13 protein-coding genes are annotated in these 18,733 nt (G+C 53.9%); 3 read left to right on the forward strand and 10 right to left on the reverse strand.

Translation table 11 applies throughout. From position 1 onward, the window contains the following. Positions 1-186: 186 nt before the first annotated feature. On the forward strand, positions 187-624 hold the full coding sequence (locus EL361_RS05440; protein WP_126377394.1) for a CBS domain-containing protein: 438 nt from the start codon (positions 187-189) through the stop codon (positions 622-624). Between the two features lie 145 nt (positions 625-769). On the opposite strand, the gene EL361_RS05445 is transcribed toward EL361_RS05440, so the two are convergent. The 5 genes from EL361_RS05445 to EL361_RS05465 form a co-directional block, all read right to left on the reverse strand. Then, complete coding sequence (locus EL361_RS05445) at positions 770-1,387, reverse strand: hypothetical protein (RefSeq protein ID WP_197723454.1); 618 nt, start codon at positions 1,385-1,387, stop codon at positions 770-772. A 408-nt stretch (positions 1,388-1,795) separates the two neighbouring features. Further along, entirely contained in the window at positions 1,796-2,068 is a 273-nt protein-coding gene (locus tag EL361_RS05450) for a HypC/HybG/HupF family hydrogenase formation chaperone (RefSeq protein WP_126377396.1), read from the reverse strand. A gap of 26 nt (positions 2,069-2,094) precedes the next feature. Further along, on the reverse strand, positions 2,095-2,601 hold the full coding sequence (locus tag EL361_RS05455; RefSeq protein WP_232034881.1) for a HyaD/HybD family hydrogenase maturation endopeptidase: 507 nt from the start codon (positions 2,599-2,601) through the stop codon (positions 2,095-2,097). A gap of 94 nt (positions 2,602-2,695) precedes the next feature. Then, complete coding sequence (locus EL361_RS05460) at positions 2,696-4,414, reverse strand: nickel-dependent hydrogenase large subunit (RefSeq protein WP_126377398.1); 1,719 nt, start codon at positions 4,412-4,414, stop codon at positions 2,696-2,698. Positions 4,415-4,475: 61 nt separating this feature from the next. Further along, a complete protein-coding gene (locus tag EL361_RS05465; RefSeq protein WP_126377400.1) occupies positions 4,476-5,426 on the reverse strand; it encodes a hydrogenase small subunit in 951 nt (316 codons plus the stop codon). Positions 5,427-5,943: 517 nt separating this feature from the next. Between EL361_RS05465 and EL361_RS05470 the strand changes: the two genes are divergently transcribed. Continuing rightward, entirely contained in the window at positions 5,944-7,248 is a 1,305-nt protein-coding gene (locus EL361_RS05470; protein WP_232034882.1) for a M23 family metallopeptidase, read from the forward strand. Between the two features lie 114 nt (positions 7,249-7,362). On the opposite strand, the gene ung is transcribed toward EL361_RS05470, so the two are convergent. From ung to EL361_RS05490, 4 genes are all read right to left on the reverse strand, one after another. Further along, positions 7,363-8,013 carry a uracil-DNA glycosylase gene (gene ung / locus EL361_RS05475; protein WP_126377404.1) on the reverse strand — a complete coding sequence of 217 codons (651 nt, stop codon included), beginning with the start codon at positions 8,011-8,013 and terminating at the stop codon, positions 7,363-7,365. A gap of 134 nt (positions 8,014-8,147) precedes the next feature. Then, the gene (locus EL361_RS05480; protein WP_126377406.1) at positions 8,148-11,726 is read right to left on the reverse strand and encodes a PEP/pyruvate-binding domain-containing protein; all 3,579 of its coding nucleotides are present in this window, start codon (positions 11,724-11,726) and stop codon (positions 8,148-8,150) included. A gap of 195 nt (positions 11,727-11,921) precedes the next feature. After that, positions 11,922-15,623, reverse strand: a complete 3,702-nt coding sequence (locus EL361_RS05485) for a pyruvate carboxylase (RefSeq protein WP_126377408.1) — start codon at positions 15,621-15,623, stop codon at positions 11,922-11,924. A gap of 66 nt (positions 15,624-15,689) precedes the next feature. Continuing rightward, positions 15,690-16,583 (reverse strand): biotin--[acetyl-CoA-carboxylase] ligase, encoded by an 894-nt coding sequence (locus tag EL361_RS05490; protein WP_126377410.1) that lies wholly within the window; start codon positions 16,581-16,583, stop codon positions 15,690-15,692. 75 nt (positions 16,584-16,658) lie between these two features. On the opposite strand from EL361_RS05490, the gene EL361_RS05495 reads away from it, so the two are divergent. Further along, complete coding sequence (locus EL361_RS05495; protein ID WP_232034883.1) at positions 16,659-17,873, forward strand: tRNA nucleotidyltransferase/poly(A) polymerase-related protein; 1,215 nt, start codon at positions 16,659-16,661, stop codon at positions 17,871-17,873. Here EL361_RS05495 and EL361_RS05500 read toward each other — a convergent pair. Further along, a complete protein-coding gene (locus EL361_RS05500; RefSeq protein ID WP_232034884.1) occupies positions 17,851-18,531 on the reverse strand; it encodes an alpha/beta hydrolase in 681 nt (226 codons plus the stop codon). The two genes, EL361_RS05495 and EL361_RS05500, sit on opposite strands and share 23 nt — an antisense overlap. Between the last annotated feature and the right edge of the window lie 202 nt (positions 18,532-18,733).

The following is an 18,733-nucleotide window of genomic DNA, read 5'->3' on the forward strand; positions in this document are numbered from 1 at the left end:
GTGGGTCAATTCTCACCAAATCACTTCCCTCTCGTTTTGATGATGCGACAAGTCACAAAGCCCCGTCGTCACGGGGTTCCACCAGATTTCCGTGCGCAAGTCAATCAACCAGCAAAAGGCACGTACTTGACAGGGACGACAGGATGCCCGATTCTTTAATTATCCGAAAAACAAGGAGTCGTTTTCATGCTCAAGGTCGCCGATTTGATGACGCAGGAAGTCTTCACCCTTCGCCAGTCTGACACGCTGAAAACAGCCAGATCCATGATGTCTCTGGCTCGTATCCGCCACATCCCCATTGTTGGAGAACGACTCGAATTCCAGGGGTTGCTCACGCACCGTGACATCCTGACCGCAACCTTATCCCAATTCGCTGAAGTGGACCGCCCCACGCGAGATGAAATCGATTCCGGCATTCCCATTGTGGAAATCATGCGGACCGATGTTACGACCATCTCTCCCGACCTGCCATTACAAGAAGCCGCCCAGATTCTGTTGAATCACAAATACGGCTGCCTGCCCGTGGTCAAAGAAGGCCTGCTGGAAGGCATCATCACTGAAGCGGACTTCTTGAAACTCACCATCCGCCTCATGGAGGCCCTTGAAGGCAATCTTCCCGAATAGCAGTATTACATCGAGATCATTTTAAGGCCCCGTCTTTCACCCGAGAAAGACGGGGCCTTGTGCCTTCAGGAATGATCGGGACTGTTATCGACCATTCCCCGGATGGAGGTCATATTGTGCCAGCGCGTTGCGCAAGGCCGAGTATTTAAACGTTCTTGGCCAAGGCCTCATCTCCAGCGCAAGCCTTTGTCGCGTGATCGATATCCCACCCCTTGTGAGCCCACTGTCTGCGAACATCTTCCAGGTCAATAACCTTGGGTTCTACCAAGGTGAAGCCCTTGGCTTCGCACCAGTCATGCCGATCTGCGAATTGTCCATCGTAACGGATCTCATCCAGGATATAATAATTGGGGATACCCATAATGCGGTCCCACTTGTGAACCATGAATTCAAACTTCGACGGGTCAAAATCTGTGACCGCATCCCAGTTCCATGAGAACTTGCAGATCTCGTTGTCGTACCCGAGCACGCACAGATACTTTGCCTTGCTGTCGAGGTACATGCGACGCCTGAGCTTGAGCGGGGTCTGCGTGACTATCTTGGTATCAATAGGCACTGTTTCGCCGTTCAACATCACACGGATATGACAGTCATCATCAACCTTCATGCCCCATGTCGCAGTGTTACCCTTACGCCACCAGCGCAAGGGCTTTTCCTTATAGACTTCCGAACCCGTCTCGCGAATTCTGCGAGCGGTATTTTCGGAGATGGGGTGTAAGGCCAGGTCACAGGATCGCCCATGTACTGCAAATGAAAGTTGCATATTATCTCCTTCGTTTTGAAGCTTACTGTTAATTCATGCCCCTCATTTGCATCAGCCGTGCCGCATAAGAGATCGTGCGGAATTTTGCTTGATCTAATTCAAATCCCCACTGCAATTTTCAATTAAACATTGGTATAGCTTTGAAATCACGCAAAACAAAACGCCATAATAGCATTGCATTGCGCGATTGATCACGCCATTCTCCCACATTTTCAAAACAACACGACATCCACGGATCAAGAAATTCTTCACGCAAAAAAAACTGCACCACAGAACAGCACAGTTCTCGTTCCCTATCAAAAGGCAAAAAACCAGAAAATGAAGGCAAAGGTCCTCAATTTTTCATATCAAATAAAAAAACCCCGGCCGGAGCCGGGGTTGAATATTCAAAATAAAAAAACGCAGTGATTATTCGGAGAGATCGAAGGCCGTATTGCCGACAGGCTTAACGCCCGTCAACTCTGTCATCTCCTCGAGCAAGGCGATGGTCTTGCGTGCCTCTTCCTCTTCCACCACGTTAATGGCAAAACCGGCGTGCACCAACACATATTCGCCAATAGCCGGCTTCTCAGGCAACAGCATTACGACACATTTGATAAAGGTCTCGCTATCGCCAACCTGAACGCGGGCAACGTCATCATCCTCAAATTCGACAATCTTGCAGGGGGTGGCAAGGCACATGGCTCTTCAACCTCCGAGTCGGTGATTCATGCAGCCTTGGGAGTATACGTACCTCCCACGGCTTCGATTTCATTCAGAACTTTTTCGATCATTTCCGGAATTCGGTCAAGCAGTTCCTGACTGATCTCCAGGCTGGGGTCGGACTGGTAATCTTTGGGCTCGATGCCAATGATCACGGCCGAGGGTTTCTTTCCAGAAACCAACTCACAACAACACAACGTTTCCAGGAAATCCATGTCGTGTACGGAATTTTTGAAAGCAAGAGAGAGCTTAACATCATCTCCATCCAACCGATATACGGTCCCAGGAGGGTGCTCGTTGAGCACGGCATCAATAACAATGATATGATCGGAATCGATAATGGGGTCCATCAGGATCATCCCACGAACACCACCATCAATCACCCTGATGTTTTGCGGAAATTCGTAGCGTTCCAGGAGTCTCTCGACAACCCGAACGCCAATGCCTTCGTCGCGTAGCAAAATATTGCCCAACCCCATTACCAAAATCTTGTTCTCGGCTTCAGCAGTCACGCTCACTCCTTTCAACTCGGTCACAAAGAAAAAGGGACCCGGCCCAGAGGCCAGGTCCCTTCTATAACCGTTGTGGTACTGATGTCCACCCTTGCTAGCAGACCTTGAACTTGTAGGTCTCGTTAGACTTAGGATCAATGATGTGCACGCCGCAGGCGATGCAGGGATCATAGGAGTGAACGGTACGCAGAACTTCAACAGGACGCTTGGGATCGAACACCGGAGTGCCGATCAAAGCTTCCTCGACGGGGCTCAGGATGCCCTTGTCGCAGCGGGGTCCGAGGTTCCAAGTAGAAGGAACAACGAGCTGGAAGTTCTTGATCTTGCCGCCTGCGATCTCGATCCAATGGGACAGAGTGCCGCGAGGAGCATTACAGAAGCCAACACCGAAGGCGGTGTCAGGCATGGTGAAGGGAGCAACGATGTCGGTCTTACCGGCGGCAACGTTGGCTTCCAGTTTCTCAATCCAGGACACCATCTCATCGCCGATGACCTTGGTCTCGATGCAACGAGCCGCGGTACGACCCAGAGTGGAGAACAGAGCATCAGCGCCAACGCCCAAGTGCTTCAGCACCAGGTTGACCACAGCCTGGGTAGGCTTGTGACCACGAGCGTAGGACACCAGAGTCTGCGCCAGGGGACCGACCTCAGTGGACAGGCCCTGGTAACGAGGAGCCTTCATCCAGCTGTAGCGACCGGTCTTGCCAGTCTCCATCTCGTCCAGGCTGGTGTACATGGGGTCAGTGACACCCTTCCAAGGATGCTTCGGAGAGCCTTCCTTGTACCAGCTGTGCTGCACGTGCTCTTCGATCTTCTTCAGGTCAAAATCAGCAACCTGGGAAAGATCATTATTGAAGATAGCGCCGTGAGGCAGGAAGCGGCTGTTCAGGTCGGACTCATCCGTCGGGAACTCACCGCAGCTCTGGAAGTGGGTGGTGTGGCCGATGCCACCCCAGTCCAGGTAGTACGGAGCAACTGCCAGGACGTCGGGAATATAGAACTGATTAACGAAGTCCATGGTCTCCTGGAACAGGGCCTTGAACTGCGCAATGTTCTCGGGCTTGAGAGCATCGTAGCAAGTGATGCCACCTTCATACAGGCTCTGGGTGTGCGGGTTCTTGCCGCCGATGATGGCCATCATGCGGGAAGGAAGCAACTGCACCTTGAGAGCGAGCAGATAGTGATGGGTAGCGATCAAGTTGATTTCGGGCGGAAGCTTGTAGGCCGCATGAGGCTCGAGGAAGTAGGCGTTGGTAAAGATACCAAGCTGGCCGCCTTCGACGAACTTCTTCAAACGGGCCTGAGTGGCCTCGAATTCTGCTACGGTATGCTTGCGATGACCCAAACCGGCCGTATTGGTGATCTCGGCGGCTTTCTTGGGGTTGGCGGACAGCGCGCTGACAACGTCAACCCAGTCAAGAGCGTGCAGATGATAGAAATGCACGATGTGGTCATGCAGGAACTGGGCGCCGAGCAGCAGGTTCCGCAGGACCAATCCGGTCTCGGGAATCTGAGCCTGAACGCCAACAGCGTTTTCAACGCAACGAGTCGATGCAAGAGAGTGCACATGGGTGCAAACGCCGCAGGAACGCTGGGTGAAGTGCTTGGCATCACGAGGATCGCGACCCTGGAGGATGATCTCCAGACCGCGGAACAGCTGAGAGCTGGACCAAGCATTTTTAACGCGACCATTTTCCACTTCAACTTCGATGCGGAGATGGCCTTCGATTCTGTTTACGGGGTCGATTACAACTTTACCGGAGTAATCCCCAACCGGGGTGACCGGTGCTGATTTCGGCTTACAACCTGCCATGGTTTCCTCCTAAAATTACTCGAAAGTCTTCTTCTGTTTTCCAGATTGTCCACTCGGTCGATTAGGCCTCGTAGAACGGGCTCATCTCATCCCAGAAATCGGGCTCGGAACAACCGATGCACGGGTGTCCGGCCTGGATGGGGAAGCTTACCTGGTTGAACAGGACCTTCGGGCAATTGTTGTAGGTGTCCGGACCCTTACAGCCCAGCTCGTACAGGCAGTAACCCTTGCGGGCCTCTTCGGAATCGAAGGAAGGAGCAAACTTGCCTTCTTCGAAGTACTTGAGGCGAGGGCACTGGTCATGAACGGTCTCGCCGTAGAACAAGGTCGGACGGCCAGCATCATCCAGCTCGGGCAGGCCCTTGGTCAAGAAGTAGACCACGGTACCAATGAAGCTGATGGGGTTAGGCGGACAGCCGGGGACCTGAACCATCAGAGCACCACCGAGAGCTTCGGAACAGCCCTTGGATTCGGTCGGGTTCGGGGCAGCTTTCTGGACACCGCCGTACGCGGCACAAGTGCCGAGACAGATGGTGGCTTTGGCCTTGGGGTAGATTTCTTCAAGGGTGGACAGCATGGTCTTGCCGGCAACCTTACCATGAATTCCACCTTCAGCGGTGGGCACGCCACCTTCGAGCACCAGGACAAACTCGCCCTCGTGGTCGTGAACGGCCTTGTGCAGAGCTTCTTCGATGGCTTCGCCAGCGCACTGCATCAGGGTCTCGTGGTAATCCAGGGAAATCACATCAAACAGTACAGTCGCGATGTCGGGCTCGGTGCTGCGTAACACAGACTCGGAACACCCGGTGCACTCCGCAAAATGGAGCCAGATAACGGGCGGACGCTTGCCTGAAGTCAACGCTTCAGCGACCTTGGCCGGGGTGAACGTAGCATCCGCGGCCATTGCGGCGGATACGGCGGCACAGAATTTCATGAAATCACGGCGAGAAATTCCTTTCTCTTCCAAAGATTTCAACACGTCATTCTTACCGCTACCAATTGAACATTTCATAAAACACCTCCAACGTTACCAAATAATCGACGAGTATGGCTCGTCATATCCTGGCAAACTCCTACTGAGACCTACGGGGTTGAGTGTTATGAAGGCACTGCGCGATCCGAATATTGTGAGAATTTTCACCATACTTTCAAGGGGAGGTCAACCGAAATTCGCTTTTTTCCTTGTCAATTCAATCATATTCTCAACCAGTTACCGCTTTATACCAATGTTATGCGCTGTAGTAACACCAATGGTAAATACGTATACATATAATATACGGTGTTGCTCTAGTCTTATATATTGAGTCATAGAGTCATGCCTACTCAATACATTGCAAACCCTACCAAAAGACCATGAGTACAGATCTGGTCATGGTCCCAGCTTTCATGGCCCCACCCTATTCCGGCCTCAGTTTACACAGATTTTGCAAATGTAAAGTCCGGGCTTGAGCGCCCCCTCTGAACAAGGTATGGTGCCGCCGGTTCCACACAGAGTCAAAAAGCAGCTTAGAGCACTGGGAGAAATGTCTTTGAACATCAAAAAAATCATTATCATCGCCATGAGCGTTCTGGCCTGCCTGGCACTCGGCGCAGGCTCATACCTCTATTTTAAGGATACAACTCCCCCACTGATCACCCTGACACCCGATTCAGGCCCTGTAGGCAAAGCCGCAATCTTCACGGCCCGAGCCGAAGACCCTTCCGGTATCCGTTCCATGTCAGTAATATTGATTGAGAATGGCAAACGCACAACTCTGGCCAGCGCCCCCGCAGATAAATCACTGCAAAGCGAACTGACCTTCGACCTAGCCAAGACGGGCTTCAAAAATGGTCCCTTCGAGTTGGAAATCACGGCTGTGGATGCATCATATCACCGTATGGGCAAGGGAAATTCCAACAGCAAGACGGCATCCTTCATGTTGGACAGCAAAAAACCACGCATTGCCGTGGAAAGCATGCAACACAACCTGAACCGGGGGGGCAGCGGAGCCATTGCCTATACCGTCAACGAATCAGTAACCTCCTCCGGCGTGCGCATCGGGAATCGCTTCTTCCCTGGTTACGAACTGCCATCTGGAGACTTCGCCTGCATTTTTGCCTTCCCCTATGACATCGAAGTTGCCGACTTCCAGCCCAAGCTCGAGGCCACAGATCTGGCAGGCAATACTCGAAGCAGAACGTTTGCATTCCATGTCAACAATCGTACATTCAGGCATGACACGATCAATCTGCCCGACAGCTTTCTGCAGGCCAAGATGCCCCAGTATGAAGACTACTATCCCGACGAACCCGACCTGTTGTCCGTCTATCTCAAGGTCAACGGCGAAATGCGTATCAAAGACAGGGCTGCGATTCTGTCTCTAGGGCAAACCTCGTCTTCCGAGGCCTCATGGAAGGGATCATTCCTCCGGTTACCCAACGCTGCCAACCGTGCCCGTTTTGCCGATAGCCGCACCTATCGCTACAACGGCAAGGATGTGGACTACCAGACGCATCTGGGCATTGACCTAGCCTCGCTGAAGAATGCACCCATTCCGGCCGCCAATGCCGGGCGCATCGTTCGTACAGGATTCCACGGCATCTATGGTGAGAACGTGATCATCGACCACGGCCTGGGGCTGATGAGCCTGTACTCCCATCTTTCCCAGATTGATGTGGAAGACGGCGATATCGTAACCAAAGGGCAGATCATAGGACGTACAGGCGCCACAGGGCTCGCCGGAGGCGATCATCTGCACTTTGGGGTCTATGTTTCAGGAGTAGCCGTTAATCCCGTGGAATGGTGGGATGCCTCATGGATCAGGAACAACATTGCCAGCCGTGTAGGCCAATAGTTCTGACCAACACCACGTATAAAGCCCCGCTTCTTAGGTTGAAGCGGGGCTTTTTGATTTCACCAAAGAAAAAACTGAATTGCCTTCATATGAGCCCAACCAGAGTGGTCACGCTTACCACGTGATTTGGTCGGTGCCCTGCTCTTGCAGATAGGTATTAGTCTGAACAAAATGCCCGCAGCCCAAGAACCCCCGATAGGCTGACAAAGGTGATGGATGTGCAGACTCAAGAATCAGGTGGCGTTCTGCATCGATTAATGCAGACTTGGAACGGGCGTCGTTCCCCCAGAGAAGGAAAACAACGCCCTCACGCTCATTGGATAAGGTAGCAATAATGTCATCGGTCAGCTTCTGCCAGCCCAGGCCCCTGTGGGCACCCGCCTTGCCCTCTTCCACCGTAAGCACCGTATTAAGCAGCAAAACGCCCTGAACGGCCCAACGGGTCAAATCAGACGAAAATTCCCGTGTTTCATCGCCGTAAACCGAGGCGCCCACTTCCTTAAATATATTCCGCAGCGAGGGTGGGAATTTAGCTCCAACGGGGACGGAGAAAGACAAACCATGGGCCTGCCCGGGGCCATGATACGGGTCCTGTCCCAGAATCACGACTTTAACGTCATCAAACGGAGTCAATTCCAATGCCCGCAACTCCATTCCTGTTGATGGGTACACGGACTTGTCACGCCGCAGTTGGTCCACCTTGGACAACAGTTCGTCGTGCATCCCCTCAGCCAGCAGGGGAACCTTTTCAATCCAGCTTTTCATGATGCTCCCGTCATTATAGTCAATTGCCCCCCCTGTAAACAAAAGCCCCTCCGGTGTACCGGAGGGGCTGAGTCTTGCATGTTCATGCAGCATCCACGCCGACAAGCAACGGAAGGATGCTTACATCAATCCATCTAGAGGTTCTTTTTGCGCACAGCTTCCAGAGCCTTCTGCTGCTCTTCGAAAGAGGCAAAACCTGCCTGGTGCAGAGAATCCTCGACAGTACTTTCCCAATCCCAGCTGGCGTAAATCACCGGCTTGTGGAAAACGGAGCGGAACCGCTCCATTTCCTGGCGATAGAACTCTTCCTTGTCGGCATCCAGATTATCCCGGAGTTGCTCGGCAAAGCGGGCCAGTTCGCCTTCGTACCATTCCATGAGGTCGCTGGCAGTCTTGTATTTTTTGAGAATGTGACCGTAGTTTTTCTCCTTGAGCAGATTCACCAGATTATTCAGGTGCTGCTTCCGGAGCCACTTGCCCAGCTGATTCGAGGGGATATTTTCGGCCTCGATGGCAGCCATGTCCAACTTGGTCTGATGGTAGGTATCGGGAACGACCGACGCGGAAGTGATGCCCGCAATGGCAACAAGGCCGCGCAGGATCAAACTATTGGAAACACCCTGACCGCAGAATCCGACTTTCTTGCCGAATTTCTGACCGGTAAACAGCGTCACCAGGATAGCCCAGACGACAGCCGGATCTTCCTCATCATAGATGTGCTGCAAACGAGCATTGTCACGGTCGGTAGCCAGTACCATCTGGGTCATATCGTTGGAGCCGATGGAGAAGCCGTCAAACTCCTGGATGAACTGCTTGGCAAGGATGGCGTTGGCCGGAATTTCGCTCATCAGAATGAGTTTCAACCCGTCGTCGCCGCTCTTCAGTTTATGCACCTGCTCCAGATAGCGTTTCATGGACCGGGCTTCTTCAAGGGTTCGCACGAATGGCAGCATCATCTGCAGGTTCTTGCCGCCGAAGACACCGCGAGCCATCTTGAAGGCCTCGACTTCCCAGTCATGGATATTGCGGGACACGCCGCGATAGCCGATCATGGGGTTATCCTCGTGAGCCTCGAACAGGCTACCGCCGATCAGGTTGCGATACTCGTTGGATTTGTAATCAGTTGTGCGATAGATGATGTCGCGTCCGTGGAAGGCCATAGCGAACAGCGCGAGGCTCTGAGCCAGCGTCTGGACGTAATGTTCCTTGCCGTTACGGAATCCGCGTGAGCGAATGATGCCTGCAATACGTTCATGCAGGGTACGAACCTCTTCGATTTCCCTTTTCAGGCCAACCTTGAGGGCCACTTCTGTACGCAGAGCACCAATGCGGGTCAGTACATCCACCACCATGGGCTCATCCTGAATCTTGGCACAGTGAATCGTGACCTTATCCATCACATCCTGACGATGTTTGTCGGCCTCACGGTCCGTGCCGGGAGTCTCCAGAATCTCAGTGTAGCCCATGATGACGGCCACATGGGCCTCAAGATCTTCGGAGGTCTTGAGCACGTCCATACGGCGAGTGGCCAATTCCAGATGATAATCCAGCTGTTTGTCCAGTTCGCGCAGGCGACGGTGGATGGCCAGAACTTCGTCGGTCGTACCGCGAGAGGCCGAAGAACGATCTGTAAGTTCCTCGATTTCCTTGCCCAGACCCGTGATTACGGCGACATACTCGCGCAGGTTCAGGTCCAGAGTCTGTACACCGGCAGCCAACTGATCCTTGAGGATCTTGGTCAGCTTGGCATCCAACTGACGGACATTGCTGTTGACCAGCACTTCCAGCTGCCCGTTATCAAAGGCTTCCAGAGCCATGGGATGCACGGCGATATTACCCAGCATGAACTCGGCGCGCAGCAGACCGACCTCGAAGTCGGGGCTCTGACGAAGGCGCGACAGGAACAGGGACTGCCCCACATCGGCCAGAATCAGGCCAACTTTGGTCTTGGTGATGGGCAGCTCGGCAACGTTGATCTCACCGCCGACCTCTACCAGAGGCAGCAGACCGCGATAGACCTTTCCGGTAGAACCGTCGACAGTCACTTCCTGGCCGTCCAAATTGCGCAGCACTTCGGCCCGTTGGATGCCGATGATAGCCGGAATACCCAACTCACGTGACGTGATGGCGGCGTGAGAAGTATCTCCACCCACATCGGCCATGATGGCCGAAGCGATACGCATGCCCGGAACCATATCCGGATCGGTACGCTCGGCGGCCAGTATGTCACCCTTATTGATTTTGTTGAGTTCAAGGGCGGAGCGCAGGAATTTAACCTTGCCCTGACCAGCACCACGGGAGGCGCCATTGCCCTCAATAATCACTTCGGCAGCAGCGCGTGCAGCGGCGTCCACTTCCATGCGGCGCATGAAGATGGTGTCCGGATGATCTTCGAATTCCTCATTCCAGCGGGTCTCGGGACGAGCCTGAACGAACCACAGCCTGTCGGACTGATCGATACAGAACTCGGTATCCATGATCATACCGTCGTAGGCCTTGGAGATGTTCCGCACGCCTCTGGCCACTTCCTCGGCCTGTGCCAGGGACAGGGACCACTGATAGGCCTCCAGTTCATCCACCTTGACCAGCTTGGTGCCACCTTCGGCCTGATAGACAATTTTCTTGTCCTTGAAGCCCATGAAGCGGATGACAACTTCGGCCCCATCTTCGCGCTGGAAAACATAGAACTTATCAGGGGTTACCATTCCACCAACAACGGCCTCGCCAAGACCGTAACTGGCATCCATGGAGACCAGTTCCTTCTTGTCGGTTCCACGGCAACCGGTGGCGGTGTCAGCGGAGAAGGCGGTACCGGAAATGACCGGATTGATCATACGCATGATGCACACGGACAATGAGGTATTCTCGATCGCCCATTCCTGCTTGGCAATCACGGCGATTTCATCATCACCGGTGCGTTCGGCCTCGGCGATGGCATCCAGAATAGCCTCTCGACGATACGTCATGGAGCGCAGGTTGTAGGCGGAGGCGCAGTCCCAGTGATAGGCATCCACGCACATGTTCTCGCCCACAATATTCAGATAGGTATCCTGCAACCCGGCAAATGCCTTCTTGCGGCTGTCTTCACCTGCAGCGGAGGAACGTACGGCAACAGGTACGTCTTCCAGACCCGCTTCCTTACAAATATCCAGGTATGCACGGCGAACTTCGGCGCCCACCACTTCGGGCAATTGAACCGAAAGGATTGCCGACTGCACCAGCACGGAACGCTTGCGCAGCTGATCGATCCCTTCAGGACTGGTGGCAAAACCTTCGACCACGTTATTGATAAAGGTCCGAAGCTTGACCAAGGTGCCATCCTGCTCGGAATCACGCACCATTTTGGCAATATTCTTGACGAACTTCTGAAGGAATTCAGAGTCCTTGTTTACTTCTTCATCGGTCCAGTCGATGCGGCTATACTCAGCGTCAACCGAAGAACGGACCAGAGCGGCATTAACCTTGGTTTCATCAAGGAGCTTATGAAAGGCAATGGATGAAATGGCCCTGAACTGCGGCGCACGGATACCCTCAACCTGACTGATGATTGCGGTGTTGTAGTTCTTACCGCCAACCAGGATTTCCGCATCCTCACCAATGGCGACAATGTCGGAGCCGTTGAGAACGACCTGTTTGGTTCGATCGATCTTGGTCGCGGGTTTCTTCTTTGCCGCGGACTTCTTCTCGGTAGTGGCACTTTTGGCTTTGGCCATCTTGTCCTCCTCCTTTGAGGCACAAAATGTGCGACATGCCGAAATCACCCAAAGGGCTCTACTGTCCGGCACGATGCAAACAATGCTGAAAGGTTTCTCGTTTTGCCGCGCAGGGGACGCGCATCACTCAAATTGAGAGCGACGCCCCTGCCCGTCTAAAAAAACCGCTGCCACGTGAGCGACAGCGGTTCGATTCTAGAGCTTCTGACCACAACCGGGACAGAATACATATTTATCATCGGTGATGTGCAGCTTACAGGTGGGGCACTTCTTGGGCACAGGCCCGAGTTCCACCAGCATTTCGCCACCAAGCACCGGGACCATCTTCTTGTCGTCTTTGAAGTTCGCGGATTTCAAAACTCGCATGACCATGCCATCCACAGGAGCCAGCACAGCTTTTTCCTGCTTCATGATGGAGATGTTGAACAGCTCCTCACCGGCTTTTACCACATCGCCAGGCTCTACATACATGATCCACAGATCACCGTTGGAAGGCGCGCCCACGTGATACCGGTTGGCAGGATCGGCCATTTCAACGGAGGTCATCATGGCACTCGTGGATTCAGCCACCTTGATCTGACAGGTCAGAATTTCGGAATCCAGCACATAACGCACAATGCTCATGCCCGCGTCATCCGGATCAGACATATGCAGGATGGTCATGGAATGCGGCTTACGCAGGCTATCCAGGAAGTTCAGTTCGCGGCCCGTCTCCAAGCCTTCGAACCAGACATCCAGCGGCACGTTGTTCGGATCGCCGAACTGCTGCACGAACTCCACGGTCTTCAGGGCGTCACCGGGGTGGTTCAGGTACATCACGAACTCTTCGTCCGTAGGTTCACGCTTGATGTGCGAAACCAGTGCCTCACGCTCCACGTCCATATCGATATCGACCAGAGACTCCAAAGGAGAAACCTGAGTCCGCTTGGCAAGGGCATGCTTGTAATCAGAACCAAAGGCGCTCTCATAGACCCAGTCATCCGGGAAGCCCAGGGGCAGTCGGCCATATTCACCAAGCAGCAGATTGCGGAAGGCATCGTTGGCATCACGGTAAACTTCCAGCCGTGCCCGTTTCATGTTCTCGGACAGCTCGTTTTCCGGAGTCTTGACCACGTAATCCAACACTTCCAACAGATCCACCACAGCTCTCTCGCCACCGCGCTTAAACGCGCCGGTCACGGCCAGGAAGGCAGTGTTCCAAGTGATTTGCGAGCCGGGAGTCACGTCGTGATAACGCACAATCTTGCGCGTTCCGGCCAGGAACTTCAGCATATAAGGCAACAGGTGGATATGTCCCTGCTTGAGAGCCCCTTCCTGCGAGGAAGAGGTCGCTCCACCTGGCATGCCGTGTTCCACGACATCGTAATCGATGCCCTGGAAGTACGGGGCTGTATAGCGGTCATAGAAGGGCATGATCTGTTTGAGCACAAAGTTGCAGGTACGGATCATATCCTTATTCAGATTGGTCTTGAGCCCCATCTCCTGCTCAATGTAGGCAGCAGTGGAAAGCACTTCGCCCTGTCCGTACCAACGCACGCTAGCACCAATGGCGGTATCCACGATGTGCGCACCGGCCTTGGCGGCTTCACCACAGGCAGGTACGAACAAGCCGTCGGTGTAGTGGCGATGATAGTGCAGGATCAAGGCGGGGTACTTCTTGCGCAGGGCAGTGATCAACTCGCGCATGAAGTGCGGTGGACACACGCCAGCCATGTCCTTCAGCCCCAGAATGATCATCTTCTGAGCTTTGGCGGTGCTGACACCGGCCACATCACGCACAAGTCGCAGAATCTCCTCGGTCACACCGAGGTAATGCTTGACCGTGAAGCCCTGAGCCCAAGACATGGAAATGGCAGGCTCGAAGATATTACGAGTGGAGTTCAGCGCCACTTCGGCAAAAGGCCGCATATTTTCAATATGATTCAAGAAGTCGAAGCAGCGGATGACATCGTAATGTTCATTGATCATCTCGCCAGTCTTCTGCATCAGGTTCTTGGGCTGGGGCTTGTAGCCCAGCACATTGGTGGACCTGATCAGAATCTGCTTCAGCGTCTTGGGTGCAAACTCGTTCCAGTTGGCAGCCTCGGTGAACGGATAGGTCATGTTCGCCAGCATGGCCACGTGGAAATGCGCCCCGCCGCCGTTCTCCAGGGAAAAGAATCCGCAGTTGTCCAGATACTGGGCAATGAGCTTGTCTTCGGCCCAACGGAAGCGGTTGCCACTATTGGACTGAGTAATATCGCGAGTCGTCGTGTCCATAAAATGGACGTGATCAGAGTCGCGGATATAGTCCAGCGTGGCCTGACGGTCATACCGAGGATAAGGATATTCGTAGGCGTTGGGATAGATACGCGGCAAGACAGGTTCGAAGTTATTCAAACGCTTGTCGTGGCGGCCACGGTATTCGTCCAAAGCAACGTATTCGTTGAAGCCCTTGGCCGAGATATCTGCGATAAGCCGGGACAGGCGATGGGCCTCGGGCTCCTCGTCGATGTAGATCATCAACTCGGGATGATTGGCCACAAAGTTGGTATCGAAGTCGCCATCGCGGAATTTGCGATGACGCACGATCTGGCGATGGAAGGGAATCGTCGTCTTGACCCCACCCACATGATATTCCTTGAGGGCACGTTCAAGAACGCGCAACGCCTTCTTCCAGCTCCGGCCAAAGCCTACCAGGAGTGCGGCTGCGGAATCATACTGAGAGGGGAATTCATACCCGGCAGTGATGCAGGAATCCAGACGGATGCCCGGGCCACCAGGGGAAACGTAACGCGTGATGCGCCCGTTGTTGGGCTCGAAGTTCTTCTGCGGGTCCTCGCAGTTGACGCGAATCTGAATGGCATGGTTCTGGGGGCGGGTGTCACGCTTGTTGAAACGCAACTTGGCCCCGAAAGCCACGGCAATCTGCTCTTCAACCAAGTCAACACCATAGCGAATCTCGGTGATGCCGTGTTCCACCTGAAGTCGGGTATTGACCTCGATCAGATAAGGAGTGCCATCGGATTCCACCAGGAATTCCACTGTTGCCAATGAGTAATAACCGACCTCGGTTACCAGTTGAGTGGCGTAATCCTTCAACTGCTCGCGCAGTTCCTTGGTCATACCAGGCCAGGGAGAAGGCGTGATTTCCACCAGCTTCTGATGATTGCGCTGTATGGTGCAGTCACGTTCGTCAAAGGCAAAGGCATTGCCATACTTGTCGGCAATGACCTGAATCTCGATGTGACGGACAGAACGCAGCAGACGCTCAACGTACAGACGCGGATTGCCGAATGAAGCCGCGGCCATGGCTGAGGCCTTGGCAAAGGCATCTTCGAGCTGTTCAGGCTTGAACACCTCATAGATACCGCGGCCACCGCCGCCGCCTTCGGCCTTGAGCATCACAGGATAGCCGATTTCCTCGGCAATCTGACGAGCTTCGGGGATGCTAACAGCTCCGTCGGAACCGGGAACAACAGGGACTCCGAGCTTCTTGGCGAGATTACGGACCTCGACCTTATTGCCCAGAATACGCATGGGGCCGGCTTGTGGCCCAAGGAATTTGATCCCTGCGTTGCGGCACTTCTCAGGGAAGGACTCATCCTCTGCCGAGAAGCCCCAACCGGGATGAATCGCCACGATACCACGGGCCTTGGCCTTGCGGATGATACGATCGATATCCAGATATGCGCGGGGGTTCTCGCCCAGAAGCATCAACTCCTGAACGCCGGTCGTCGCCGGAGAAGTCTTGTCGACGTCCGTGGCGGTCATAATGGGAATGGCACCACACATTTCACGAATAGTTCGTGCGATGCGCCGGGCAGGAATGCCTCGGTTGGCAACCAATATTTTCTTGCCCTTGATATCGGCAAGGACTTCCTTAAATAATCTGGGACGAGTTCTTTTCTGGGACAAGACCTTTCTCCTCTTAGCGTAGGATGACCCGGCCTCCGCGGATCTCCCCGCCGCGCCGGGCGGGGATCATTCGAGAGCGATGCTTCCGGAATACAAAATTTCTGTCTGGTTGCCGCGTCGCAGAACAAGGCCGCCGTCAGCGGCCAGCCCTACCGGGACTGCGACAAATTCACCTTGGGAGCTTCGCACTCGGACATTGAGTCCGAGCCAGGCGATGCGAGACTCCAACCAATCAAGAAAATTTTGAGGATTTTCACTAGAAGCATGGGCTTCATACCAACAGCGGGCAGATTTCACAAGCCCACACCATAGCGAAATTACATTTTTTTCGTCACCAAGTGGTGACATAATGCCAGCCCTGGGACTCCACGATTCGCGTATTTCACTGTCCTGCGGGGACGAATCGAGATTAAGACCAATTCCAACCAGCGTTTTTCCAAAACGCTCTTCAACGAGTATTCCACCCACTTTCCTACCATTTTCGAGCAGTAGATCATTGGGCCACTTGATGTGAACAGCCATACCGAGTTCCTTCAGCGTCTCTGCAACGACTCCCCCTGCCACAAGCGAGACCAGCGGAGCAAAGGCTTGAGGCAACTCGGGCCAAAGCCATGCTGCGTAGAGATTACCCGCAGGTGAAATCCAATCCCGACGCAATTGCCCACGACCAGACCGCTGCGATACAGCCAGGACAGCGCCCCATTCGGACAGAGCTCCCTGCTCAACCAAAGCCCAGGCCACGTCCAAACTGGAACCACACGGCCCACAGATACAGACAGGAGCAGGAGTTTCAGCCGTTGTACTGCAGACAGTAAAATCACCCTGTTCTACCCAGGCCGTACAATCCGCCACGACCCGCGCCCATGCCGGATGTACAGATTTCAATTCATTCACAGTAATGGAGTCCGCCAAGCCCTCACGGCCCGCGCTCCACAACATCAATCCATTAATGGTTTCCATGCCCGAACCTTACGCGCCGCCAGGGACAGGGGTCAATCTCATGATAGCGACTTGCCCCAAAAGCTGATAGAAAAAATGATGCTAATTTGCCTTGTTGGCGGTGCAGTCCGCGACATCCTCATGGGCCGCAGCGCTCAGGATTTCGACTATTTAGTCCTTGGGGCAACACCCGGGCAATTCCTTGAGCGTTTTCCAAAGGCCACACAGGTGGGCAAGGCATTTCCTGTTTATCTTGTGGAGAGTAAGGAATTCGCCTTTCCCCGAACAGACAACTGCCCGAGTTGCTGCTGTGCCTTTGGTGACAATGACCTGCTCAATGATCTTGCCACCGACCTGCAGGCACGCGACCTGACAATCAATGCTCTGGCCCTGCCCCTTTCCGATTATCCCTACATCCCGTCCAGAGCTGAAGCTTGGGACTTGGCTGTAGGCACCCCGACTTCCCTGAGCGACTTGCGCGCTAATATCCTTCGGCCTGTCAGAGGGTCTTCATTGAATGAAGACCCTCTGCGTGTTTTTCGCGCTGCACGCTTCCAGGCCCAACTTCCGACATTCACGGCCCACGATGAACTCAAGTTGGCCATGAGTTCCTGCACAGCCCAAGGTCTGACAAAAGATCTTGCTCCAGAACGCATCGGCAGAGAGATACGAAAAACACTGCTTTCCCAAAAACCAGGCAACATGATCCGCCTGCTGGCAGAAACAGGCTCCCTGAATCCGTGGTTTACCGAACTGACGGGCGCGGTGGATATCCCCGCAGGACCAGTGCCACATCATAACGAGTCGCTCTTGGAACACACGGCTCAATTGATGGATCAGGTGGCCGGTGACGAACTGGTCTGTTGGATGGCCCTGACCCATGACCTGGGAAAGGGAGTAACCCCACGGGATCGTCACCCCAGCCACCACGGACACGACCGCTTGGGCGAACCACTTGCTCGACAACTGGGAGAGCGCCTGGCCTTGCCGAATCGTTTCATTCGGGCCGGAGAGTTGGCGGCCCGTTGGCATATGACCGCAGGACGATACTCCGAGCTTCGTCCCGGCACCCGGGTGGACATGCTTACCGCCTTGCACGCCCAACGCCTGACCAAGGAAATGTTCCGTCTGGTCGAAGCAGACACAGGCCAGAACCTGCACGACATAGTAATGGCAGATTTGCAAACGATGCTTGAAGTGCACCTGCCTGAGCAATGGCGCAACAAGGGGGAAGAGTCGGGGAAACGACTCAGACACCTGCGTTGTGAGGCCTTATCCAGAGCAAGTGCTAAAGCCCGGCCTGCCCCTTAAAGAACAACTCAAGCCCCTCGATATACGCACAGCCCGAGACCAGAAAGCCTGCATTGTGATCCCCACGCATCTCCAAAAAACGCTTGGGACCAACTGCGGCTTCGTACAACTTGCGCCCCATGGCATAGGGAATGATTTCATCATCCGGACTATGCGCCACCAGGATCGGGCATTTTATTGCTGCGATACGGGACATGGAATCGTAACGGATACGCGCCAAAAAACGCGGCAGGAAGGGATATATTCGTTTGCCAAGATCAGGCACCGAGGTAAATCCTGACTCGATGATCAGGGCTGCGGGGGAAAATTTCGCAGCAAGATGAACGGCCACTGCGGCGCCCAGAGATCGGCCCATGAGTACGATACGCGAAGGAGATTCCCCCTTCTCCGAAAGCAGATACGCCAGAGCCAGAGAAGCATCTTCATAGGTATTGTCCTCAGTCGGCTTGCCTGTGGAACGACCGTATCCGCGATAATCAAAAATCAGGACGTTGAATCTCAGACCATGAAGCAGTGTCAACGTCTCCAGCCGATGAGAAATATTACCGGCGTTGCCATGACAGAATAGAACTGTTCCCCGAGGTTCATCAGCGGGCAAATACCAGCCATGCAGGGAACCAAAATCCGGCGTTTCCAGAAAAACATCTTCATAACGCATGCCGGCTGCCGCTGGAGTAACTACAGATTCACGGGAGGGAAAAAAAACCATCCGTTCCTGAAACAGCCAAATCCAGCCCCCGATACACGCCAATATCAAGGCCAAAAACACTGCAAACTGCATTATTCCCCGCATTGTTCATCAACTTTCCCGATAGAATGGACCTACTGCCTATTCCAGTCTTGCGTCGCAAAATCTTTGA

The sequence above is a fragment of the Desulfovibrio ferrophilus genome, from assembly GCF_003966735.1.
Classification (GTDB): Bacteria; Desulfobacterota; Desulfovibrionia; order Desulfovibrionales; family Desulfovibrionaceae; genus Desulfovibrio_Q; species Desulfovibrio_Q ferrophilus.

Bases quoted from the DNA above. Each gene is read 5' to 3' on its own strand.
- EL361_RS05440 (WP_126377394.1), top strand. From the start codon at position 187: ATGCTCAAGGTCGCCGATTTGATGACGCAGGAAGTCTTCACCCTTCGC.
- EL361_RS05445 (WP_197723454.1), bottom strand. From the start codon at position 1,387: ATGCAACTTTCATTTGCAGTACATGGGCGATCCTGTGACCTGGCCTTA.
- EL361_RS05450 (WP_126377396.1), bottom strand. From the start codon at position 2,068: ATGTGCCTTGCCACCCCCTGCAAGATTGTCGAATTTGAGGATGATGAC.
- EL361_RS05460 (WP_126377398.1), bottom strand. From the start codon at position 4,414: ATGGCAGGTTGTAAGCCGAAATCAGCACCGGTCACCCCGGTTGGGGAT.
- EL361_RS05465 (WP_126377400.1), bottom strand. From the start codon at position 5,426: ATGAAATGTTCAATTGGTAGCGGTAAGAATGACGTGTTGAAATCTTTG.
- ung (WP_126377404.1), bottom strand. From the start codon at position 8,013: ATGAAAAGCTGGATTGAAAAGGTTCCCCTGCTGGCTGAGGGGATGCAC.
- EL361_RS05480 (WP_126377406.1), bottom strand. From the start codon at position 11,726: ATGGCCAAAGCCAAAAGTGCCACTACCGAGAAGAAGTCCGCGGCAAAG.
- EL361_RS05490 (WP_126377410.1), bottom strand. From the start codon at position 16,583: ATGGAAACCATTAATGGATTGATGTTGTGGAGCGCGGGCCGTGAGGGC.
- EL361_RS05495 (WP_232034883.1), top strand. From the start codon at position 16,659: ATGATGCTAATTTGCCTTGTTGGCGGTGCAGTCCGCGACATCCTCATG.
- EL361_RS05500 (WP_232034884.1), bottom strand. From the start codon at position 18,531: ATGCGTTATGAAGATGTTTTTCTGGAAACGCCGGATTTTGGTTCCCTG.